This window comes from Kitasatospora sp. Xyl93 (assembly GCF_055383135.1).
In genome coordinates this window covers 2,205,338-2,222,363 of the sequence record NZ_AP029185.1, presented here as the reverse complement: position 1 = coordinate 2,222,363, position 17,026 = coordinate 2,205,338, and the positions used below count along the sequence as shown (strand labels likewise).

Annotated in this window: 14 protein-coding genes and 2 riboswitches; of the genes, 10 read left to right on the top strand and 4 right to left on the bottom strand. The window is 74.5% G+C overall.

What is annotated here, in order from left to right; all coding sequences use genetic code 11:
• The first annotated feature begins 54 nt into the window (after nucleotides 1-54).
• A riboswitch (SAM riboswitch) is annotated at nucleotides 55-173 on the top strand.
• A gap of 51 nt (nucleotides 174-224) precedes the next feature.
• Nucleotides 225-1,589 carry an aminotransferase class V-fold PLP-dependent enzyme gene (locus ACZ5GH_RS09530; RefSeq protein ID WP_464333922.1) on the top strand — a complete coding sequence of 455 codons (1,365 nt, stop codon included), beginning with the start codon at nucleotides 225-227 and terminating at the stop codon, nucleotides 1,587-1,589.
• A 3-nt stretch (nucleotides 1,590-1,592) separates the two neighbouring features.
• On the opposite strand, the gene ACZ5GH_RS09525 is transcribed toward ACZ5GH_RS09530, so the two are convergent.
• Entirely contained in the window at nucleotides 1,593-1,874 is a 282-nt protein-coding gene (locus ACZ5GH_RS09525) for an Lrp/AsnC family transcriptional regulator (RefSeq protein ID WP_049651832.1), read from the bottom strand.
• The gene (locus ACZ5GH_RS09520; RefSeq protein WP_387748848.1) at nucleotides 1,871-2,698 is read right to left on the bottom strand and encodes a rhomboid family intramembrane serine protease; all 828 of its coding nucleotides are present in this window, start codon (nucleotides 2,696-2,698) and stop codon (nucleotides 1,871-1,873) included. The genes ACZ5GH_RS09525 and ACZ5GH_RS09520 overlap by 4 nt, the downstream gene beginning before the upstream one ends.
• 200 nt (nucleotides 2,699-2,898) lie before the next feature.
• On the opposite strand from ACZ5GH_RS09520, the gene ACZ5GH_RS09515 reads away from it, so the two are divergent.
• The 6 genes from ACZ5GH_RS09515 (at nucleotide 2,899) to ACZ5GH_RS09490 (ending at nucleotide 10,096) form a co-directional block, all read left to right on the top strand.
• Complete coding sequence (locus ACZ5GH_RS09515; RefSeq protein WP_387748850.1) at nucleotides 2,899-3,162, top strand: hypothetical protein; 264 nt, start codon at nucleotides 2,899-2,901, stop codon at nucleotides 3,160-3,162.
• Nucleotides 3,163-3,377: 215 nt separating this feature from the next.
• Complete coding sequence (locus ACZ5GH_RS09510) at nucleotides 3,378-4,730, top strand: NYN domain-containing protein (RefSeq protein ID WP_387749289.1); 1,353 nt, start codon at nucleotides 3,378-3,380, stop codon at nucleotides 4,728-4,730.
• 211 nt (nucleotides 4,731-4,941) lie between these two features.
• Complete coding sequence (locus tag ACZ5GH_RS09505) at nucleotides 4,942-5,979, top strand: C40 family peptidase (protein ID WP_387748852.1); 1,038 nt, start codon at nucleotides 4,942-4,944, stop codon at nucleotides 5,977-5,979.
• Nucleotides 5,980-6,316: 337 nt separating this feature from the next.
• A riboswitch (cyclic di-AMP (ydaO/yuaA leader) is annotated at nucleotides 6,317-6,466 on the top strand.
• A gap of 10 nt (nucleotides 6,467-6,476) precedes the next feature.
• Entirely contained in the window at nucleotides 6,477-7,610 is a 1,134-nt protein-coding gene (locus ACZ5GH_RS09500) for an NlpC/P60 family protein (RefSeq protein ID WP_387748854.1), read from the top strand.
• A gap of 228 nt (nucleotides 7,611-7,838) precedes the next feature.
• Complete coding sequence (locus tag ACZ5GH_RS09495) at nucleotides 7,839-8,885, top strand: C40 family peptidase (RefSeq protein ID WP_387748856.1); 1,047 nt, start codon at nucleotides 7,839-7,841, stop codon at nucleotides 8,883-8,885.
• 179 nt (nucleotides 8,886-9,064) lie between these two features.
• Entirely contained in the window at nucleotides 9,065-10,096 is a 1,032-nt protein-coding gene (locus ACZ5GH_RS09490) for a hypothetical protein (protein WP_387748858.1), read from the top strand.
• 15 nt (nucleotides 10,097-10,111) lie between these two features.
• Here ACZ5GH_RS09490 and ACZ5GH_RS09485 read toward each other — a convergent pair whose 3' ends face one another.
• Complete coding sequence (locus ACZ5GH_RS09485; RefSeq protein ID WP_464333921.1) at nucleotides 10,112-11,482, bottom strand: glycosyltransferase 87 family protein; 1,371 nt, start codon at nucleotides 11,480-11,482, stop codon at nucleotides 10,112-10,114.
• 216 nt (nucleotides 11,483-11,698) lie between these two features.
• Here ACZ5GH_RS09485 and ACZ5GH_RS09480 point away from each other — a divergent pair, with 216 nt between their 5' ends.
• Complete coding sequence (locus ACZ5GH_RS09480) at nucleotides 11,699-12,835, top strand: glycosyltransferase family 4 protein (protein WP_464333920.1); 1,137 nt, start codon at nucleotides 11,699-11,701, stop codon at nucleotides 12,833-12,835.
• Nucleotides 12,836-12,938: 103 nt separating this feature from the next.
• On the opposite strand, the gene ACZ5GH_RS09475 is transcribed toward ACZ5GH_RS09480, so the two are convergent.
• Nucleotides 12,939-14,732, bottom strand: a complete 1,794-nt coding sequence (locus ACZ5GH_RS09475; RefSeq protein ID WP_464333919.1) for an AMP-dependent synthetase/ligase — start codon at nucleotides 14,730-14,732, stop codon at nucleotides 12,939-12,941.
• A gap of 539 nt (nucleotides 14,733-15,271) precedes the next feature.
• Here ACZ5GH_RS09475 and ACZ5GH_RS09470 point away from each other — a divergent pair.
• Together ACZ5GH_RS09470 and ACZ5GH_RS09465 are read left to right on the top strand one after the other, a co-directional pair.
• On the top strand, nucleotides 15,272-15,706 hold the full coding sequence (locus tag ACZ5GH_RS09470) for an SRPBCC family protein (RefSeq protein ID WP_387748866.1): 435 nt from the start codon (nucleotides 15,272-15,274) through the stop codon (nucleotides 15,704-15,706).
• 40 nt (nucleotides 15,707-15,746) lie between these two features.
• Nucleotides 15,747-16,919, top strand: coding sequence for an ArsA family ATPase (locus ACZ5GH_RS09465; RefSeq protein WP_387748868.1), 1,173 nt, complete (start codon nucleotides 15,747-15,749; stop codon nucleotides 16,917-16,919).
• Nucleotides 16,920-17,026 lie beyond the last annotated feature (107 nt).

The window sequence follows — 17,026 nt, the reverse complement described above, 5'->3', positions numbered from 1 at the left end:
GCATGCTGGATGCCCGTTTGACCGCCCGCTGGACGCGGCCTAGAGTCTTCGCCAGGTCATGAGTGACAGCGCCAAGCCCCAGCTTGCTGTCCGGCAACCCTCCGTCCGTGGCGGGGTGCCCTGGGTGAGGACCGGGTCGCCACGGCAGATCGTCCGTGCGACAAGCGCGGACACCCGACGACTGGCACTCCCGGGGTCCCTTACCCCCGAAGGAGTGCATCCCCATGTCCCTCGTCACCGAAGTCCTCTCCCCGCTCCCGGTCCTCGGCGCCGACGTCCAGGTCCCGCTCGCCGGCGGTGAGAAGGTCGGCTACGCGGCGCTCGACTACGCGGCCAGCTCGCCGGCGCTCCAGCGGGTGTGGGACGACGTCGCCGCCTACGCGCCGTACTACGGCAGCGTCCATCGCGGGGCCGGGTACCTCTCCCAGCTGTCCACCGACCTGTTCGAGCAGAGCCGCCGCACTGTCGGCGAGTTCCTCGACCTGCGCGAGGGCGACCAGGTGGTCTTCACCCGGGCCACCACCGACTCGCTCAACCTGCTGGCCGCCGCCGTCCCGGCCGGCACCCGGGTGTTCGCCTTCGAGACCGAGCACCACGCCTCGCTGCTGCCCTGGGCGCACGCCGGACTGGACGTCAGCTACCTGCGGGCGCCGCGCTCGCGGGCCGAGGCGGTGGCCGCGCTGGACGCCGCGCTCGCCGGGGCGCCCGAGGGCCCCAAGCTGCTCTGCGTCACCGGCGCCTCCAACGTCACCGGCGAGCTGTGGCCGGTCGCCGAGCTGACGGAGACCGCGCACCGGCACGGCGCCCGGGTGGTGCTGGACGCCGCCCAGCTGGCGCCGCACCACCGGGTCTCGGTGCGCGAGCTGGACGTCGACTGGGTCGCCTTCTCCGGCCACAAGATCTACGCGCCGTTCGGCGCCGGGGTGCTGGCCGGCCGGGCGGACTGGCTGGACGGGGCCGAGCCGTACCTGGCCGGCGGCGGGGCGACCCGGACGGTGGCCCGGGAGGCCGACGGCTCGGTGGCCGTGCAGTGGCACACCGGGCCCGCGCGGCACGAGGCCGGCTCGCCGAACGTCATCGGCGCCTACGCGATCGCCTCGGCCTGCCGGGCGCTGACCGAGGCCGGCTTCGACGCGCTGGAGGCCCGCGAGCAGCAGCTGATCACCCGCCTGACCGCCGGCCTCGCCGCGATCCCGCAGGTCAAGGTGCTCAACCTGTTCGGGGAGGGCTCGGCGCGGGTCGGCGTGCTGTCCTTCGTCGTCCGGGGCTGGAACAGCTCGCACTTCTCGGCCGCGCTGTCCGCCGAGTACGGCATCGGGGTGCGCGACGGCCTGTTCTGCGCCCACCCGCTGGTGCGCACGCTGCTCGGGGACGAGGACGTGGCCCCGTCCGAGTGCGGGGCGCCCGATCCCTCGCTGCCGGGCGAGCGCAGCCTGAACGCGATCCGGGTGAGCTTCGGCGCCGGGACGCCGGACGAGCACGTCGACCGCTTCCTCACCGCCGTCCGGGAACTGGTCACGGACGGCGCGGCCTGGAACTACCGCAACGAGGGCGGCCGCTGCGTCGCGGACACTCAGCGCGAGGGCTGAGCGCTACTCGTCCAGGCCGAGGGCGAAGGCGGCCTCCAGGTCGTGCTGGGAGTAGGTGCGGAAGGCGATCTGGGTCTCGGTGTGGGCGACACCCGGGACCTTGTTCAGCCGGCCCGGGATGACCTCGGCCAGGTCGTCGTGCCGGCGCACCCGCACCATCGCCACCAGGTTGTAGCCCCCGGTCACCGAGTAGACCTCGCTCACGCCGTCGATGGCGGCGATGGACTCGGCGATCTCCGGGATGCGGTCGACACTGGTCTTGATCAGGACGATGGCGGTGATCACAGTTCGGGCTCCTTTGTGAGGTGCCGCCAGCGTATCGGGCGTCCGCCGGGTCGTCGCGGGGGGTGGCGGACCACGGTGCAGGCGTAGAGGAACCCGGCGGAGAAGCCGATCACGTGGACCAGGTACGCCACCCCGGGCCCGGCCGAGTGCACCGACCACCACTGCAGGGCGAACCAGAGGCCGAGCACCAGCCAGGCCGGGAAGCGCAACGGCAGGAAGAGCAGCAGCGGGACGAGGGTGGTCACCCGGGCCCGGGGGTGGAGGCGCAGGTAGGCGCCGAGGGCGGCGGCGATCGCCCCGGAGGCCCCGATGAGCACCCGGGTGGAGTTCGGCGAGTGCGCCTCGGCGAGCGCGAAGCCGTACGTGGTCAGGCTGCCGGCGGCCAGGTAGAAGACGGCGTACCGGGCCCGGCCCAGCCGCCGTTCGACGGTGGGGCCGAAGACCTGGAGGAAGAGCAGGTTCCCCAGCAGGTGCAGCCAGCCGGCGTGCAGGAAGAGCCCGCTGAGGACTGACAGGGCCGGGTGCTTGCCCGGGGTCGGCGCGGCCGGGCAGCCGGGCACCGGGTCGGGGGCCTCGGCCAGCTGTCCGGCGGTCAGCGGCCGTCCGGCCAGCACCTCGGCCGGGATCGCGCCCCAGCGCTGCTCGTACCGCTGCTCGGCGCAGACCCGGGCCTGGCCGGTGCCGTACAGCGGGTTGAGGCCCGCGGCCGGGCCGAGCAGGAAGACCAGGGTGTTGAGCGCGATCAGGGCGTAGCTGACCACCGGGACCGTCGCCGCCGGGCGGCCGCCCCGGGCCGCGGTGGGGTCCGGGACCGCGAGCGCCATGCGGCCAAGCATCCCTCCGGGCGGCGCGGGTGACACGGCGGTTTACGGCAGGTGGACCAGCCCGGTGTTCGGGCGACCGGTGGTCGCGATGGTTGCCCCAGGCAATAGGCTTGGGGCGGGCATTCCCGCCTCCCGCCGCCGATGCCGGGGCTCCGGGGGGAGCGCCTAGCCCACGCAGGGACCACCCGAGAGGACCCCCGATGACCGTCCCCGCCCTGACCGCCGAGACGCGCTGGCGCTGCACCCTGTGCGGCAACCTCACCCGCTTCGACGTGACCCGCACCGCGCGGGTGACCGAGTTCCTGCACTTCGACCTGGCCGGCGAGTCCAAGGTCGAGGAGACCGAGGTGCTGAGCGAGACCGTCGAGTCGGTGCGCTGCCGCTGGTGCAACGCGGTGGACCAGGTCGAGCTGGTGGCCCGTCCGGGCGCCGAGGGGGCGCAGGCCCCCGCCGAGCAGGGCTGATCCCCGTCGCCGCGGCGGGCGGGTGCACGGCGCACCCGTCCGCGCCGCACGGGACAATACAGAACAAGACGCACGGCGCGTGACGACAGGGGGCGGCCGCGGCCGTGCCCCGCTGGACCAGGATCGGAGCCGAGGACGTGGTGGACGCAGCGAAGGAGCCCGGGGAAGCCCAGGGGCTTCCGCCCGCTGCGGCCGAGGCCCCGGCCGAGGCGGCCGTGGCGGCGAACGACTCCTCCGGGCCCGCGGCGGAGCACGCCGTCGAGCGGCTCGACCGGCCGCTGCCCGAGGGCGTGCGCCGACGCGTGGTCGGGCTCGCCTCGGACGCGCTCGGCGGGCTGCCGGCGGCCGAACTCCCGCAGAGCCTGCGTCAGTACGTCAAGTTCACCCCGGCGCGACGGGCCAAGTACGCGGCCACCGCGCTGGCGGCGGCGCTGGAGGCGGAGCCGGCCTTCCGGTTGCGGATAGCGGAGCGGCTGCGCCTGGGGCAGCCGGACCTGGTGAAGGCGCTGGAGTCGGGCAGCGTCCCGAGTGCCGCCGATCCGATGGACGTCGCGGCCGCAGCCTACCTGGTGCGTTCGGCGGGCTGGAGCCGGCTGGTGGCCGAGGCCGGCGAGGAGGCCGAGCGGGCCGGTGCCGAGGACGCGGCCGCGGAGGCGGCCCGGCTGGTGGAGAAGCTGCAGGCCGAGCTGGCCGAGGTGCGGGCCGCCGCGCGGGCGGACCTGGACCGGCAGCGGGCCGAGTCCGACGGCGTCCGCAAGGAGGCCGAGTCGCTGCGCAAGAGGGTGCGGTCGCTGGAGAGCGACACCCGCCGGGCGCAGGCCGAGACCCGTCGGGTGGCCGGCGAGCTGGAGGCCCTGCGGGCGCAGTCCGCGGCCGAGCGCGGGGCGGCCGAGACCGAGGCGCGCCGGCTGCGGCACCGGGTCTCCGAGCTGGAGAACGCGGCCGAGCAGGGCCGCCGGTCGGCCCGCGAGGGGCGCAGCGTCGAGGACATGCGGCTGCGGCTGCTGCTGGACACCGTGCTGCAGTCCGCGCAGGGGCTCCAGCGGGAGCTGGCGCTGCCGGTCTCCCAGATCCGCCCGGCGGACCTGGTGGAGGCCGTGGTGCCGGGGGCGGCCTCGCCGCACGACGTGGCCCGGCGCGGGCTGGCCGAGGACGATCCGGCGCTGCTGGACCAGTTGCTGGCGATCCCCCAGGTGCACCTGGTGGTGGACGGCTACAACGTGACCAAGACCGGCTATCCGGCGCTGCCGCTGGAGCAGCAGCGGATCCGGCTGCTGGGCGGGCTGGCGATGCTGGCCCAGCGCACCCAGGCGGAGGTCACCTGCGTGTTCGACGGGCAGGACCTGGACGTCCCGGTGATCATGGCGCCGCCGCGCGGGGTCCGGGTGCGGTTCAGCCGGACCGGGGAGACGGCCGACGAGCTGATCCGCCGTCTGGTCCGGGCCGAGCCGCAGGGCCGCCCGGTGGTGGTGGTGTCCACCGACCGGGAGGTCGCGGAGGGCGTGCGGAAGGCGGGCGCGCGCCCGGTGGCGTCGGTGCTGCTGCTGAACCGGCTGGCCCGGCCCTGACCTGCGCCGGACGCGGGCCGGACCGCATGACGGCTGGTCAGCGGCTCGTCCGGAGCGTTGTGGGGGTCCCGTGAAGTCAGCGTGGGGACCGGGGTTCACGCCATCGGGGGAGTAGCAAAACGGGTAGATCTTCACTAGGGTCTGGCGTCAAACCTATTTTCCGGAATCTCATCCCATCAGGTGAGCCCGTAGGAAGAAGGAGCCGGTCCCTTTGGCCTCCCACCGCCGTCCCAAGCAGCCGAGCCGCGCGCGGGTCTCCGTGCTCACCGCTGCCGCTGCGACCGCGGTCGCGCTCTCCGCCCAGGTGGCCGCGCACGCCGCGCCGCAGCCGGACAAGACGGACGTCAAGGCGCAGATCGACCAGCTCCAGGAGGAGCAGGAGCAGGCGGCGGAGAAGTACAACGGCGCCAAGGAGCGGGCGGACCAGCTGCGCAAGCAGGCCGACCAGCTGCAGGACCAGGTGGCCCGCGGCCAGGAGCAGATGACCCAGCTCCAGGGCGGCCTCGCCGAGGTGGCGGGCGAGCAGTACCGCGCCGGCGGCATCGACCCGTCCGTCCAGCTGATGCTCTCCTCCGACCCGTCCGGCTACCTGGAGAAGGCCTCGACCGTCCAGCAGGCCAGCACCAGTCAGGCCGAGGCGCTCAAGGGACTGCTGGAGCAGCAGCGCCGGCTGGACCAGCAGAAGGCCGAGGCGGCCGCCGTGCTCGCCTCGCTGGACAGCACCACCAAGGACCTCAACCAGGCCAAGGCGGACGTCAACACCAAGCTGAAGGCCGCCCAGGACCTGCTGAACTCGCTGAGCGCCGCCGACCGCGCCGCGCTGCGGGCCCAGCAGGCGCAGGACGACCGCGCCTCGCGCGGCAACGCGCGGGTGGACCTCGGCAGCCTGCCGCCGGCCAGCGGCTACGCGGGAGCGGCGGTGGCCAAGGCGATGAGCAAGCAGGGCTCGCCGTACGTGTGGGGCGCCACCGGATCGACCACCTTCGACTGCTCCGGCCTGATGGTCTGGGCGTACGGGCAGGCCGGCGTCTCGCTGCCGCGCACCTCGCAGGAGCAGGGGCACTACGGCACCCGGGTGCCGTCGCTGGACCAGGCCCAGCCGGGCGACCTGGTGATCTACGGCCCGAGCATGTACCACGTCGGGATGTACATCGGGAACGGCATGGTGGTCCACGCGCCGCACACCGGTGACGTGGTGAAGGTGATGAAGGCCGACGCGATGCCGATCAACACCATCCGCCGGGTCTGACGGTCCGACACGCCCGGGACGTTCGTTCGGGAGCTGTGAAGAGCGCCACCTCCGCCGCGGGGGTGGCGTTCGGCTTTTCCGCCTTTTGCGGCCGCCTGCTGAGAACCGATCAGCCTTGCGTGCACCATTGGTCACCATCGGTCATTTTCACAAGGGAACTTGGGCAATCTTCCATCTTTTTTCTGACAAGGATTTGAACGGATCACGGTTCAGTTACTAGGGTCATGCTCCGAACCACCGCACTGTCGATCGCCCAGCCAGGGTGGCGGCGGTGGTTACCGCCGAGTTCGCGAGGCAGCGGGGCAGGTCGAAGCGACTGCCCGACAGGGGAGCCCAGTGACTGGGGGCGCTGCGGAGCGGAGCCGGGGAACCACGTTCCTCCGGGGTGAATCGGCGCCAGGTCGGCCGAACGGCCGTGAGGCGTCGTAGGGCATGCTTCCGGCCCGAACCCGTCAGCTCACCCGGTAGGCGGACGTAGGAAGAAGGAGCCCGCCTTCGTGGCGTCCCATCGTCGTCCCAAGCCCGCCGGCCGCGCCCGCGTCTCCATCCTGACCGGAGTCGCCGCCGCAGCCGTCGCCCTCTCCGCGCAGTCCGGCGCCCACGCCGACCCGCAGCCGACCAAGGACCAGGTCAAGGAGCAGGTCGACCAGCTCAACGAGCAGGCCGAGGTCGCGACCGAGAACTACAACGCCGCCCAGGCCAAGCAGCAGGAGCTGGAGAAGCAGGTCTCCGGCCTGCAGGACCAGGTGGCCCGTCAGCAGGCGCAGGTCACCGAGCTCCAGGGCGGCCTGGCCGAGATCGCCGGCGAGCAGTACCGCAACGGGGGGATATCCCCGACCGTCCAGCTGATGTTCTCCTCCAGCCCGGACAGCTTCCTCAGCCAGGCCGACGCGCTGAACCAGGCCGGTGCCACCCAGAAGGGCCAGCTGAAGGAGCTCCAGGAGCAGCAGCGCAAGCTCGACCAGGACCGCAACGAGGCCCAGGGCAAGCTCGCCGAGCTGGAGTCGACCACCCAGCAGCTGAAGACCGCCAAGGTGGAGGTCCAGGGCAAGCTGAAGGCCGCCCAGGACCTGCTCAACACCCTGACCGAGCAGGAGCGCCAGGCGCTGCGCCAGGCCGAGGAGAAGGCCGCCGCCGACGCCAAGGCCAAGGCCGACGCGGCCGCCCAGGCGCAGGCGCAGGCCGATCGCGCCTCGCGCGACAACACCCGCGGCGACCTCTCCGCCCCCACGAGCACCGCCCCGACCACCACCGCTCCGGTGAAGGTGGCCCCGGGCAGCTCGCGCGGTGCCGCGGCCCTCGCGGCCGCCGCCTCCAAGGTCGGCAGCCCGTACGTCTGGGGTGCCACCGGCCCGAGCTCCTTCGACTGCTCCGGCCTGATGGTCTGGGCGTTCAACCAGGCCGACGTGTCGCTGCCGCGCACCTCGCAGGCGCAGGCCTCGGCCGGCACCCGGATCGGTACGGACCTCTCCCAGGCCCAGCCCGGCGACCTGCTGATCTTCTACAGCGACGCCCACCACGTCGGCATCTACGCCGGCAACGGCCAGGTGCTGCACGCCCCCCGGACGGGTACCAACGTGCGCTACGAGGCGGTCACCAACATGCCGCTGACCGGCATCGTGCGGGTCTGATCCCCGCTCGGCCGCTTCCGGGCCCGGCTTCCCCCAGGGGAGGCCGGGCCTGCGGCTTTTCCGGCGCGTCGATCTGATGTCCGATTAGGGGTCGAATATTCGGGTTCGGAGGGGTTTGGACTCGCTTGCCCGGACTCGCTAACGTCTGCCACCGGACTCCCGCTCGACGGCCGCCCGTCCCGGTGCGGCGGTGGGGGCCCGCGCCGCAGGATTGGAGCCCCCGCCGCCATGTCCGTGCACCGCCGTTCCCAACTGCTCGCCCGGGCGCTGGTGCTGACCACGGCCGCCGCCACCGCGCTGGGCGTCGCCGCCGGAGGTCGCGCCCAGGCCGCCCCCGGCAGCCCGGACCCGGCCGACCGTCAGGACGTCAAGTCCCAGGTGGAGCAGCTGTACGACGAGGCCGAGCAGGCGTCCGAGAGGTTCAACGCGGCGCAGGAGGCCCAGCGGCGGCTCCAGGGCGAGACCACGGCCGTCCAGGGCGAGATCGCCGTCGCCCAGGACCAGCTCAACGAACTGCGCGGCGACCTGGCGACGGTGGCCGGGGCCGAGTACCGCGGCGGCGGGATGTCCCAGACCGCCCAGCTGATGCTCTCGCCCGACCCGGAGGACTACCTGGCCCGCGCCCGCACCCAGGGCCAGGCCGCCGCACGCCAGCAGGAGACCCTGCACGAGCTGGTCACCCGGCAGCGCCGGCTCGACCAGCGCCGCTCCGAGGCGGCCGACAAGCTCGCCGAGCTGGACCGGACACGCCGCTCGCTCGCCGACAGCAAGCTGCAGATCCAGCAGCGGCTGGCCAGGGCGCAGAAGCTGCTGAACGGCCTGGACGCCGCCGAGCGGGCCCGGTTGACGGTCCAGGACGCCCGGGACGCCGAGCAGCGCGCCACCCGGGGCACCGACCGGCTGGACCTCGGCACCGCCCCGCCCGCCTCCGAGCGCGGGGCCGCCGCGCTGGCCGCCGCGGTGCGGATGATCGGCTCCCCGTACGTCTACGGGGCCACCGGGCCGCACGCGTTCGACTGCTCCGGTCTGATGTACTACAGCTGGCGGCAGGCCGGAGTGACCCTGCCGCGCACCTCGCAGGCCCAGGCGTACGCCGGGCAGCGGATCAGCCTGTCCGAAGCACGACCGGGAGACCTGGTGATCTTCTATCGGGACATGCACCACGTCGGCATGTACGCCGGCGGCGGCGTGATCGTGCACGCCCCGCGCCCGGGCGCCAAGGTCCGCTACGAGAGCGTCACCGCCATGCCCGTCTCCGGGGTGGTCCGGCTCTGAGCGCCCCGCCGACCGGCCCCGCCGACCCCACGGAGATACCCCGCCCCGGCTCCCGCCCCCGTGGCGCGCTGTCCCGGCGTGGCGCGCTGCTGCTCGCGGCCGGCGGGCTGGCCCAGCTGTCGCTGCCGCCGGCCGCCCCGGCGGCGCCCGCGGCCCGGCCGGCGGACCGGCACGCCGAGGTGGCCGCCGCGCTGGCGGAGCGGGCCCGCTCGGCGCCGCCGTGGGCCGGGCTGCCGGTGGCCGACGCGGGGTACCGCAACCTGGTGCTCGCCGCCTCCGGCGGGCCGGAGCGGCTGACCGCCGCCGCCGACCTGGCGGTGCGGATCGCCGGGTACGACGAGTACCCGGTGGTGTACCCGCGCCGGATCGAGCTGGTCCGGGCCGGGGACGGCTGGCGGGTCGAGCGCGAGGAGGGCGCGGGCGGGCCGCCCGCGCCGTGGGACTTCGGGCCGGTCCGGTCCGCGGCGGGGGCGCACTGCCTGGTGCTCGGGCCGGCCGCCGGCCCGGACCCGGCCGAGCTGGTCGCGGCGGGGGACCGGGCGGTGCCCGCCGTCACCGAGCTCTGGGGCGGCGCCTGGCCGGGCCGGCTGCTGCTGGAGCGGCCCGCCACCGCGGAGCAGTTCGCCCGGCTGCTGGAGGGCGACCCGGACGGCTGGACGGGCATGGCGGCGGTCACCGTGGCCGCCCCCGGCGCGCCCTGGCACACCCCCGCGGACCGGGTGCTGGTCAACCCGGAGGCGTACGCGCGGCTCAGCGACTTCGGCCGCCAGGTGGTGGTCACCCACGAGGCCACCCACGTCGCGACCCGGGCCGACACCCGGGCGTGGACCCCGCTGTGGCTCTCCGAGGGCGTCGCCGACTGGACCGCCTACCGCGACTCCGGCCGCAGCGCGCGGCAGACGGCCCCCGAGCTGGCCCGGGACGTCGCCGCCGGGCGGCTCCCCAGCGCGCTGCCCGCCGACCGGGACTTCGCCGCCGGGGCCGCCGGTATCGCCCAGGCCTACGAGCAGTCCTGGCTGGCCTGCGAGCTGATCGGCCGTACCCACGGGCCGCAGCGGCTGGTCGCCTTCTACCGGGCGGTCGGCGCGGCCGACGGGCAGGGCGAGGACCGGGATCGCCGGACCGACCGGCTGATGCGCCGCGAGCTGGGCGTCGGCCTGGAGGAGTTCACCCGGCTCTGGCTGGAGCGGGTGGCGGCGCTCAAGGGCTGATCGGCCGAGGGCAGATCAGCGCCGTTGCTGGGCCGTCGCGCCCGGCCGGTCGATGCCGTCCAGCAGGTCCTGCTCGTAGGCGATCCCCGGGCGCACCGGGTAGCCGGCGGCCGGCAGCGCGGCGGGCTCGCGGTCCAGCACCACGGTCGGCGGCAGCGGCGCCTCGCCGCGGGTGGAGCGCCAGAGCCGCACGCAGGAGAGCAGGGCCGCGGCCAGCAGCAGCAGGTTGCGGGCGGCCAGCACGGCGACCGCCACCGGGTCGCTGGCCAGGACCTGGGTGAACATGGTCGGGAACTCGACCAGGGTCAGCGGGCAGGCGAGCAGGATCAGCACCGCCACCGGCCGCTGACTGCTGTTGCGCACGGTCAGGCAGACCGCCGCGACGCCGACCAGCCAGACCAGGTACTGCGGGCTGATCACCCGGCTGGTCACCACGAAGATCAGCAGTGCGCACAGCGCCGCGTCGTACATGGTGGCCGCGCTGCGCCGCTTGGAGGTGTAGCGCCACAGCAGCAGCCAGGCGAAGCCCAGCAGGGTGCCGGCCATCATCACCTTGCTGATCACGCTGACCCACGGCCCGAGCATCTCGGGGGAGCCGTAGTTCATGGTGACCCTGCCGTCCCAGCCGTCGGCGAGCCGGGCGAAGTGCAACGGCAGCGCGCCGAGCGACTCGACCTCGATGCCGCGGTCCTTCTGGAAGGCCAGGAAGTCGAAGGCGCCGTTCATCCCGGCCGCCAGCAGGAAGCCGATCGAGACGGCGGTGGCCCCGGCCAGCGTCCAGGAGCGGCGGGTGCGGCGGCCGGAGGGGGTGCCGATCAGGCCGAGCAGCGGCCAGATCTTGACGATGCCGCCCAGGCCCAGCAGCAGCCCGCCGACCGCCGGGCGGCGGATCAGCGCCAGCAGGCCGGCCAGGGCGACCGCGGTGACGATGACGTCGAAGCGGTTGTAGATCATCGGGCCGAGCAGCGGGACGCCCACCACCCACATCCAGGCGCCGGTCAGCGCCCGGCCCCGGCGCAGGCCGGTGCGCACCAGCAGCGCGGCCGCCGCGGCGTCGGCGATCCCGCAGATCACCCAGAACGAGACCAGGTACGACCAGGGCAGCAGGCCCGGCAGCAGGATCACCAGGGCGGCGCCCGGCGGGTACTGCCAGGTCACGTCGTCGAACGGGAAGGTGCCGGTCTGGAGCACGCCGTACCAGGCGTGGTAGATCATCCAGACGTCCGCCGTGACGTCGCCGCCGGGCGCCTTCAGCACGCCCGTGGCCAGCAGCACCAGCAGGGCGCGGGTGGCCAGCCAGGTGGCGCCGAGCGCGGCGAGCGCCCCGAGCGGGCGGCCGAGGCGGCCGCGCGAAGAACCGGGCTCGGTGGCCGGGGCCAATTCCACTGCGCTCCCTCGTTCGTCTCGGACGTCCCCACCGGAGGCGTCGTACCGACGGACGCCCGGGCCGCGTCCTGGACGACGGCCTAGGTACTAGGACTGACCCGGGGGTCAAACGGTTGCCGTACGCGCTTCCGTTCCCGGCGGGTCATGGTGTTGACCTATCGTACGGATCACCCAGCGGTACACCGCGCACCCCCCGACCGAGCGAGCCGTGGCCTGATGCACAGAACCTTGATCGTCACCAATGACTTCCCGCCCCGCCCCGGTGGCATCCAGGCCTTCGTGCACAACATGGCCGTCCGTCAGCCCGCAGGCAGCGTGGTGGTGTACGCCTCCACCTGGCGGGACGGCGCCGAGGTGGCGCGCTTCGACGCCGAGCAGCCGTTCCCGGTGGTCCGGGACCGGACGAAGGTGATGGTTCCCACACCCCGGGTCACCCGGCGGGCCGCCGAGATCCTGCGGGCGGAGAAGTGCGACTCGGTCTGGTTCGGCGCCGCCGCCCCGCTCGGGCTGATGGCGCCCGCGCTGCGCCGGGCCGGGGCCGGGCGGCTGCTCGGCATGACCCACGGGCACGAGGCCGCCTGGGCCCAGCTGCCGGTCTCCCGGCAGCTGCTGCGCCGGATCGGGGCGGGCACGGACGTGCTTACCTACCTGGGCGAGTACACCCGCTCCCGGATCGCCGCCGCGGTCGGCCCGCAGGCCGCGGCCCGGATGGTCCAGCTGCCGCCGGGCGTGGACGAGACGACCTTCCACCCGGGCTCCGGGGGCGCCGAGGTGCGCCGCCGACTCGGGCTGGCGGACCGGCCGGTGGTGGTCTGCGTCTCCCGGCTGGTGCCGCGCAAGGGCCAGGACACCCTGATCGAGGCGATGCCGCAGATCCTCGCCGACGTGCCGGACGCGGTGCTGCTGATCGTCGGCGGCGGCCCGTACCGGGCGGACCTGGAGAAGCTCGCGGACGCCACGGGCGTACGGGACTCGGTGCGGTTCACCGGCTCGGTGCCGTGGGAGGAGCTGCCCGCCCACTACGGGGCCGGGGACGTCTTCGCGATGCCGTGCCGCACCCGGCGCGGGGGCCTGGACGTCGAGGGCCTGGGGATCGTCTACCTGGAGGCCTCGGCGACCGGCCTGCCGGTGGTCGCGGGGGACTCCGGCGGCGCGCCGGACGCCGTGCTGGAGGGCGAGACCGGGTACGTGGTGCCCGGCGGTTCGGCCACGGCGTCGGCCGAGCGGATCGTCCGGCTGCTGCGGGACGAGGAACTGCGCCGGCGGATGGGCGAGGCCGGACGGCGCTGGGTGGAGCGCTCCTGGCGCTGGGACCTGCTGGCCGGGCGGCTGACCTCGCTGCTGGCCGGGTGACGCGGACGGGCCCGCACGCCGGACCCGGCGAGGGTCCGCGGAACGGGCCCTGAGGCCCCGCCTCCTTCCTGGAGAGGCGGGGCCCGTCCGGCGCCAGCGGCGGCTACTTCGTGTAGAGCGCCTCGATGTCGGCCGCGAAGTCCTTCAGCACGACGTTGCGCTTGAGCTTCAGCGAGGGCGTCAGGTGGCCGCTCTCCTCGGAGAACTCGGTGTCCAGCAGCCGGAACTTCTTGACCGCCTCGGCGTGCGAGACGGCCGCGTTGCCGTCGTCCACCGCGGCCTGGAGGGCGGCCAGCAGGTCCGGGTCGGCGGCGAGTTCGGCGACGGTGGCGTCGGCGGGCTTGCCGTTGAGCTCCTTCCACTTCGGGAAGAAGTCCGGGTCGACGGTGACCAGGCAGGCGATGAACGGCTTGCGGTCGCCGACCACCATGACCTCGCCGACCAGGGCGTGGGCCCGGATCCGGTCCTCGATCACGGCCGGGGCGACGTTCTTGCCGCCGGCGGTGACGATGATCTCCTTCTTGCGGCCGGTGATGGTCAGGTAGCCGTCGGAGTCCAGCGAGCCGAGGTCGCCGGTGGCGATCCAGCCGTCCTTGAGGGTGTCGGCGGTGGCCTGCGGGTTGTTCCAGTAGCCGGTGAAGACGTGCGGGCCCTTGAAGAAGACCTCGCCGTCCTCGGCGATCCGGACGGAGGCGCCGGGCACCGGCTGGCCGACCGTACCGATCTTCGGGTTGTCCCACGGGTTGAAGGCGGTGGCCGCACAGGTCTCCGTCAGGCCGTAGCCCTCCAGGACGGTGAAGCCGATGCCCCGGTAGAAGTGGCCCAGGCGCTCGCCGAGCGGGGCGCCGCCGGAGATGGCGTGGGTGGCCCGGCCGCCGAGGGCGGCGCGCAGCTTGCTGTAGACCAGCTTGTCGAAGACCGCGTGCTTGAGCCGCAGGACCAGGCCGGCGCCGCCGGCGTCCAGCGCCCGGCTGTAGGCGATCGCGGTGTCGGCGGCCTTGTCGAAGATCTTGCCCTTGCCGTCGGCCTGGGCCTTGGCGCGGGCGGTGTTGTAGACCTTCTCGAACACTCTGGGCACGCCCAGGATCAGGGTCGGCTTGAAGGCGGCCAGCTCGGCGGTGACGTCCCGGATGTCGGAGACGTGGCCGAGCTTGATCGGGGCCATCGCCGGGGCGATCTCGGCGATCCGGGCCAGCACGTGGGCCAGCGGCAGGAAGAGCAGGACGGAGCTCTCGCCGGTGCGGAACAGCGGGGCCAGGCGCTCGACGACGTTGCCGCACTCGGCCAGGAAGTTGCCGTGCGTCAGCTGACAGCCCTTCGGGCGGCCGGTGGTGCCCGAGGTGTAGACGATGGTGGCGACCGAGTCCGGGCCGGCGATCCGGCGGCGCTCGTGGACCGTGGCGTCCGGGACGTCCTGGCCGGCCGTGGCCAGCGCGGCGAGCGCCCCGCCCTCGATCTGCCAGGTGTGCTTCAGCTCCGGCAGGCGGTCGCGGACCTCGCCGACCACCCGGACGTGCTGGTCGGTCTCGGTGATCACGGCGACCGCGCCCGAGTCGCCGAGGATCCACTCCACCTGCTCGGCGGAGGAGGTCTCGTACACCGGGACGGTGACCGCGCCGGCCGTCCAGATCGCGAAGTCCAGCAGCGTCCACTCGCACCGGGTGCGGGACATGATGCCCACCCGGTCGCCCGGCTCGATGCCCGCGGCGATCAGGCCCTTGGCGGCGGCGTGCACCTCGGCCAGGAACTGGACCGAGGTCAGCTCCTGCCACTGGCCGTCCACCTTCCGGCTGAGCACGGCGACGTCCGGGTGCTCCTCGGCGTTCCGGTGCACCGGGTCGGCGAGGTTGCCGCCGCTCGGTACCTGATAGAGGGCCGGAAGGCTGAAGTCGAGCAAGACTGCTCCTCGTTCGCGACGCTGCGGGACGGCAGGACGTTACTGCCCGGTAGGCGGCTTCGACCAGGGGGGTCGGCTCCGGTGTTCGAAGTGTCACACCCGGCCGGGTCCGACCTGGCGGTGACCGGGTCGTTCGAATGGCACCCTACGGCAGCGGAGTGCGACCGGCCGGTAACATGCCCCGGCGGTGAATCGCCCGCTCGGGGCGGTGGCTCTGCCCGCTCGCCTGGTCGCGGCTCGGGGCGGCTATTCGCCCGCTCGCCTCCGGGGCGCTCGGGCCCGGTGTCGACGGTCGGCGCTCCCTCGCTCGTTCCTCGCTCCTCCCTTACGGCACCGGCGCGCCCCTTCGGCTCGGGGCGGTGAATCGCCCGCTCGCCTGGTCGCGGCTCGGGGCGGTGGCTCGCCCGCCCGCGGCCGCCCGCCGGGCGCGGCCCGCGCCGCCGAGCCGATCGCCGTCGCGATAGCCTGCTCCGGGCGGACCGGGCCGAGCGCGCTCCGGCCGGACCGGCAGGCAGAGGGACGAGGCGGAGGGCCATTCCATGGCGGAGCACACCAGGTCGAGCATCACCATCGACGCGACCCCGGCCACGGTCATGGCCGTGATCGCCGACTTCGCCGCCTACCCGGCCTGGACCGGCGAGGTCAAGGAGGTCGAGGTCCTGGAGACCGGCGCGGACGGCCGCGCCGCCGAGGTCCGGCTGCTGCTCGACGCCGGCGCGATCCGCGACGAGCACGTCCTCGCCTACACCTGGGACGGCGACCGCGAGGTCTCCTGGACCCTCGTCCGCAGCCAGATGCTCCGCTCGCTGGACGGCTCCTACACCCTCGCCCCGCTGGCCGGCGGCCGCACCGAGGTGACCTACCAGCTCGCCGTGGACGTCAAGATCCCGATGCTCGGCATGATCAAGCGCAAGGCCGAGAAGGTCATCATCGACCGCGCCCTGGCCGGTCTGAAGAAGCGCGTCGAAGGCTGACGCGTCGAAGACCGACACGACCGAACGGGGGCCGGACGGCATGACGGCGACACGCACCATCCTGGTCAGCGGCGACGCGGGCGCACCCACGGTGGCCGCCGCCACCGCCCTGCACGCCGCCCGGCGCGGCCACCGCACCTGGCTGCTGGCCGCCGACGACCCGCACCGCGCCCTGGACTCCGCCCTCGGCACCCGGCTGGAGCCCGAACCGCTCCGGTACGCCCCGGGCCTGACCGTCTCCCGGATCGACGAGCAGGCGGCCTTCCGCTACGCCGTCGGCGAGCTCACCGGTCGGCTCAAGCCCGCCCTCGACCTGCTCGGCGCCGAACAGCTCGACGCCGAGGAGCTCACCGCCCTCCCCGGCATCGCCCGGCTCGCCCTGCTGCGCGCGCTGCCCGCCGCCGACCACGACGTCCTGGTCGTGCTCGCCCCGCCGCCCGCCGAGCTGATCGCCACCCTCGCCCTGCCCGAGCAGCTCGCCCGCTACCTGGACCGGCTCGTCCCCGAGCAGCGGCAGGCCGCCCGGGCGCTGCGTCCGTTGCTGGCCGGACTGGCCGGCGTCCCGATGCCCGCCGACTGGCTCTACGAGGGGCGCACCAAGGCCGCCGCGGCGCTCGCCGAGTCCCGCGCCGCCGTCACCGCGCCCGGCACCAGCGTCCGGCTGGTCGTCCCGGCCGACGGCCACCCGTACCGGGAGCTGCGCCGGATCCGGGCCGGGCTGGCGCTGCACGGGCACCGGCCGGACGCCGTGGTGGTGCACGGCGCGCTGCCCGAGGAGGCCGCCTCCTCGCCCGACCCCTGGCTGGCCGACCTGGCCCGCCGCCGGCAGGAGGAGCTGACCGGGCTCGCAGCCGAGACCGACGCCCCGGTGCTGGTCACCGGTCTGGCCGAGGTGACCCTGGAGGCCGTCGCGGACCGGCTCTACGGGGACGGGGAGGGGCCCGAGCGACTGGCCCCCGAGCCCTGGCCGGTCGAGGACCGGCTCGCCGACGAGGGCCTGCTGGTCTGGCACCTCGACCTGCCCGGCGCCGACCGCGCCGAGCTGGACCTGGTCCGCCGGGGCGACGAGCTGGTGGTCGGGCTCGGCACCCACCGCCGGGTGCTCACCCTGCCGTCCGCGCTGCGCCGCTGCACGGTGGCCGGGGCCGGGCTGCACGACGGGGTGCTCTCGGTGCGGTTCGCGCCCGACCCGGCGCTCTGGCCGCGGGGCTGACGGGGGTTCGGCGGGGGCCTGGCGCCGGCCCGGCGGGAGTCCGGCTGCGGCTCGGCGCTGGTCCGGCGGGACTTCGGCGGGGGTCCGGCGCCTTTTCGGGCGGCCCG

Coding starts and splice junctions, on each gene's coding strand:
- ACZ5GH_RS09530 (WP_464333922.1), top strand. CDS start 225: ATGTCCCTCGTCACCGAAGTCCTCTCCCCGCTCCCGGTCCTCGGCGCC.
- ACZ5GH_RS09480 (WP_464333920.1), top strand. CDS start 11,699: ATGCACAGAACCTTGATCGTCACCAATGACTTCCCGCCCCGCCCCGGT.
- ACZ5GH_RS09470 (WP_387748866.1), top strand. CDS start 15,272: ATGGCGGAGCACACCAGGTCGAGCATCACCATCGACGCGACCCCGGCC.
- ACZ5GH_RS09515 (WP_387748850.1), top strand. CDS start 2,899: ATGACCGTCCCCGCCCTGACCGCCGAGACGCGCTGGCGCTGCACCCTG.
- ACZ5GH_RS09495 (WP_387748856.1), top strand. CDS start 7,839: ATGTCCGTGCACCGCCGTTCCCAACTGCTCGCCCGGGCGCTGGTGCTG.
- ACZ5GH_RS09465 (WP_387748868.1), top strand. CDS start 15,747: ATGACGGCGACACGCACCATCCTGGTCAGCGGCGACGCGGGCGCACCC.
- ACZ5GH_RS09520 (WP_387748848.1), bottom strand. CDS start 2,698: ATGGCGCTCGCGGTCCCGGACCCCACCGCGGCCCGGGGCGGCCGCCCG.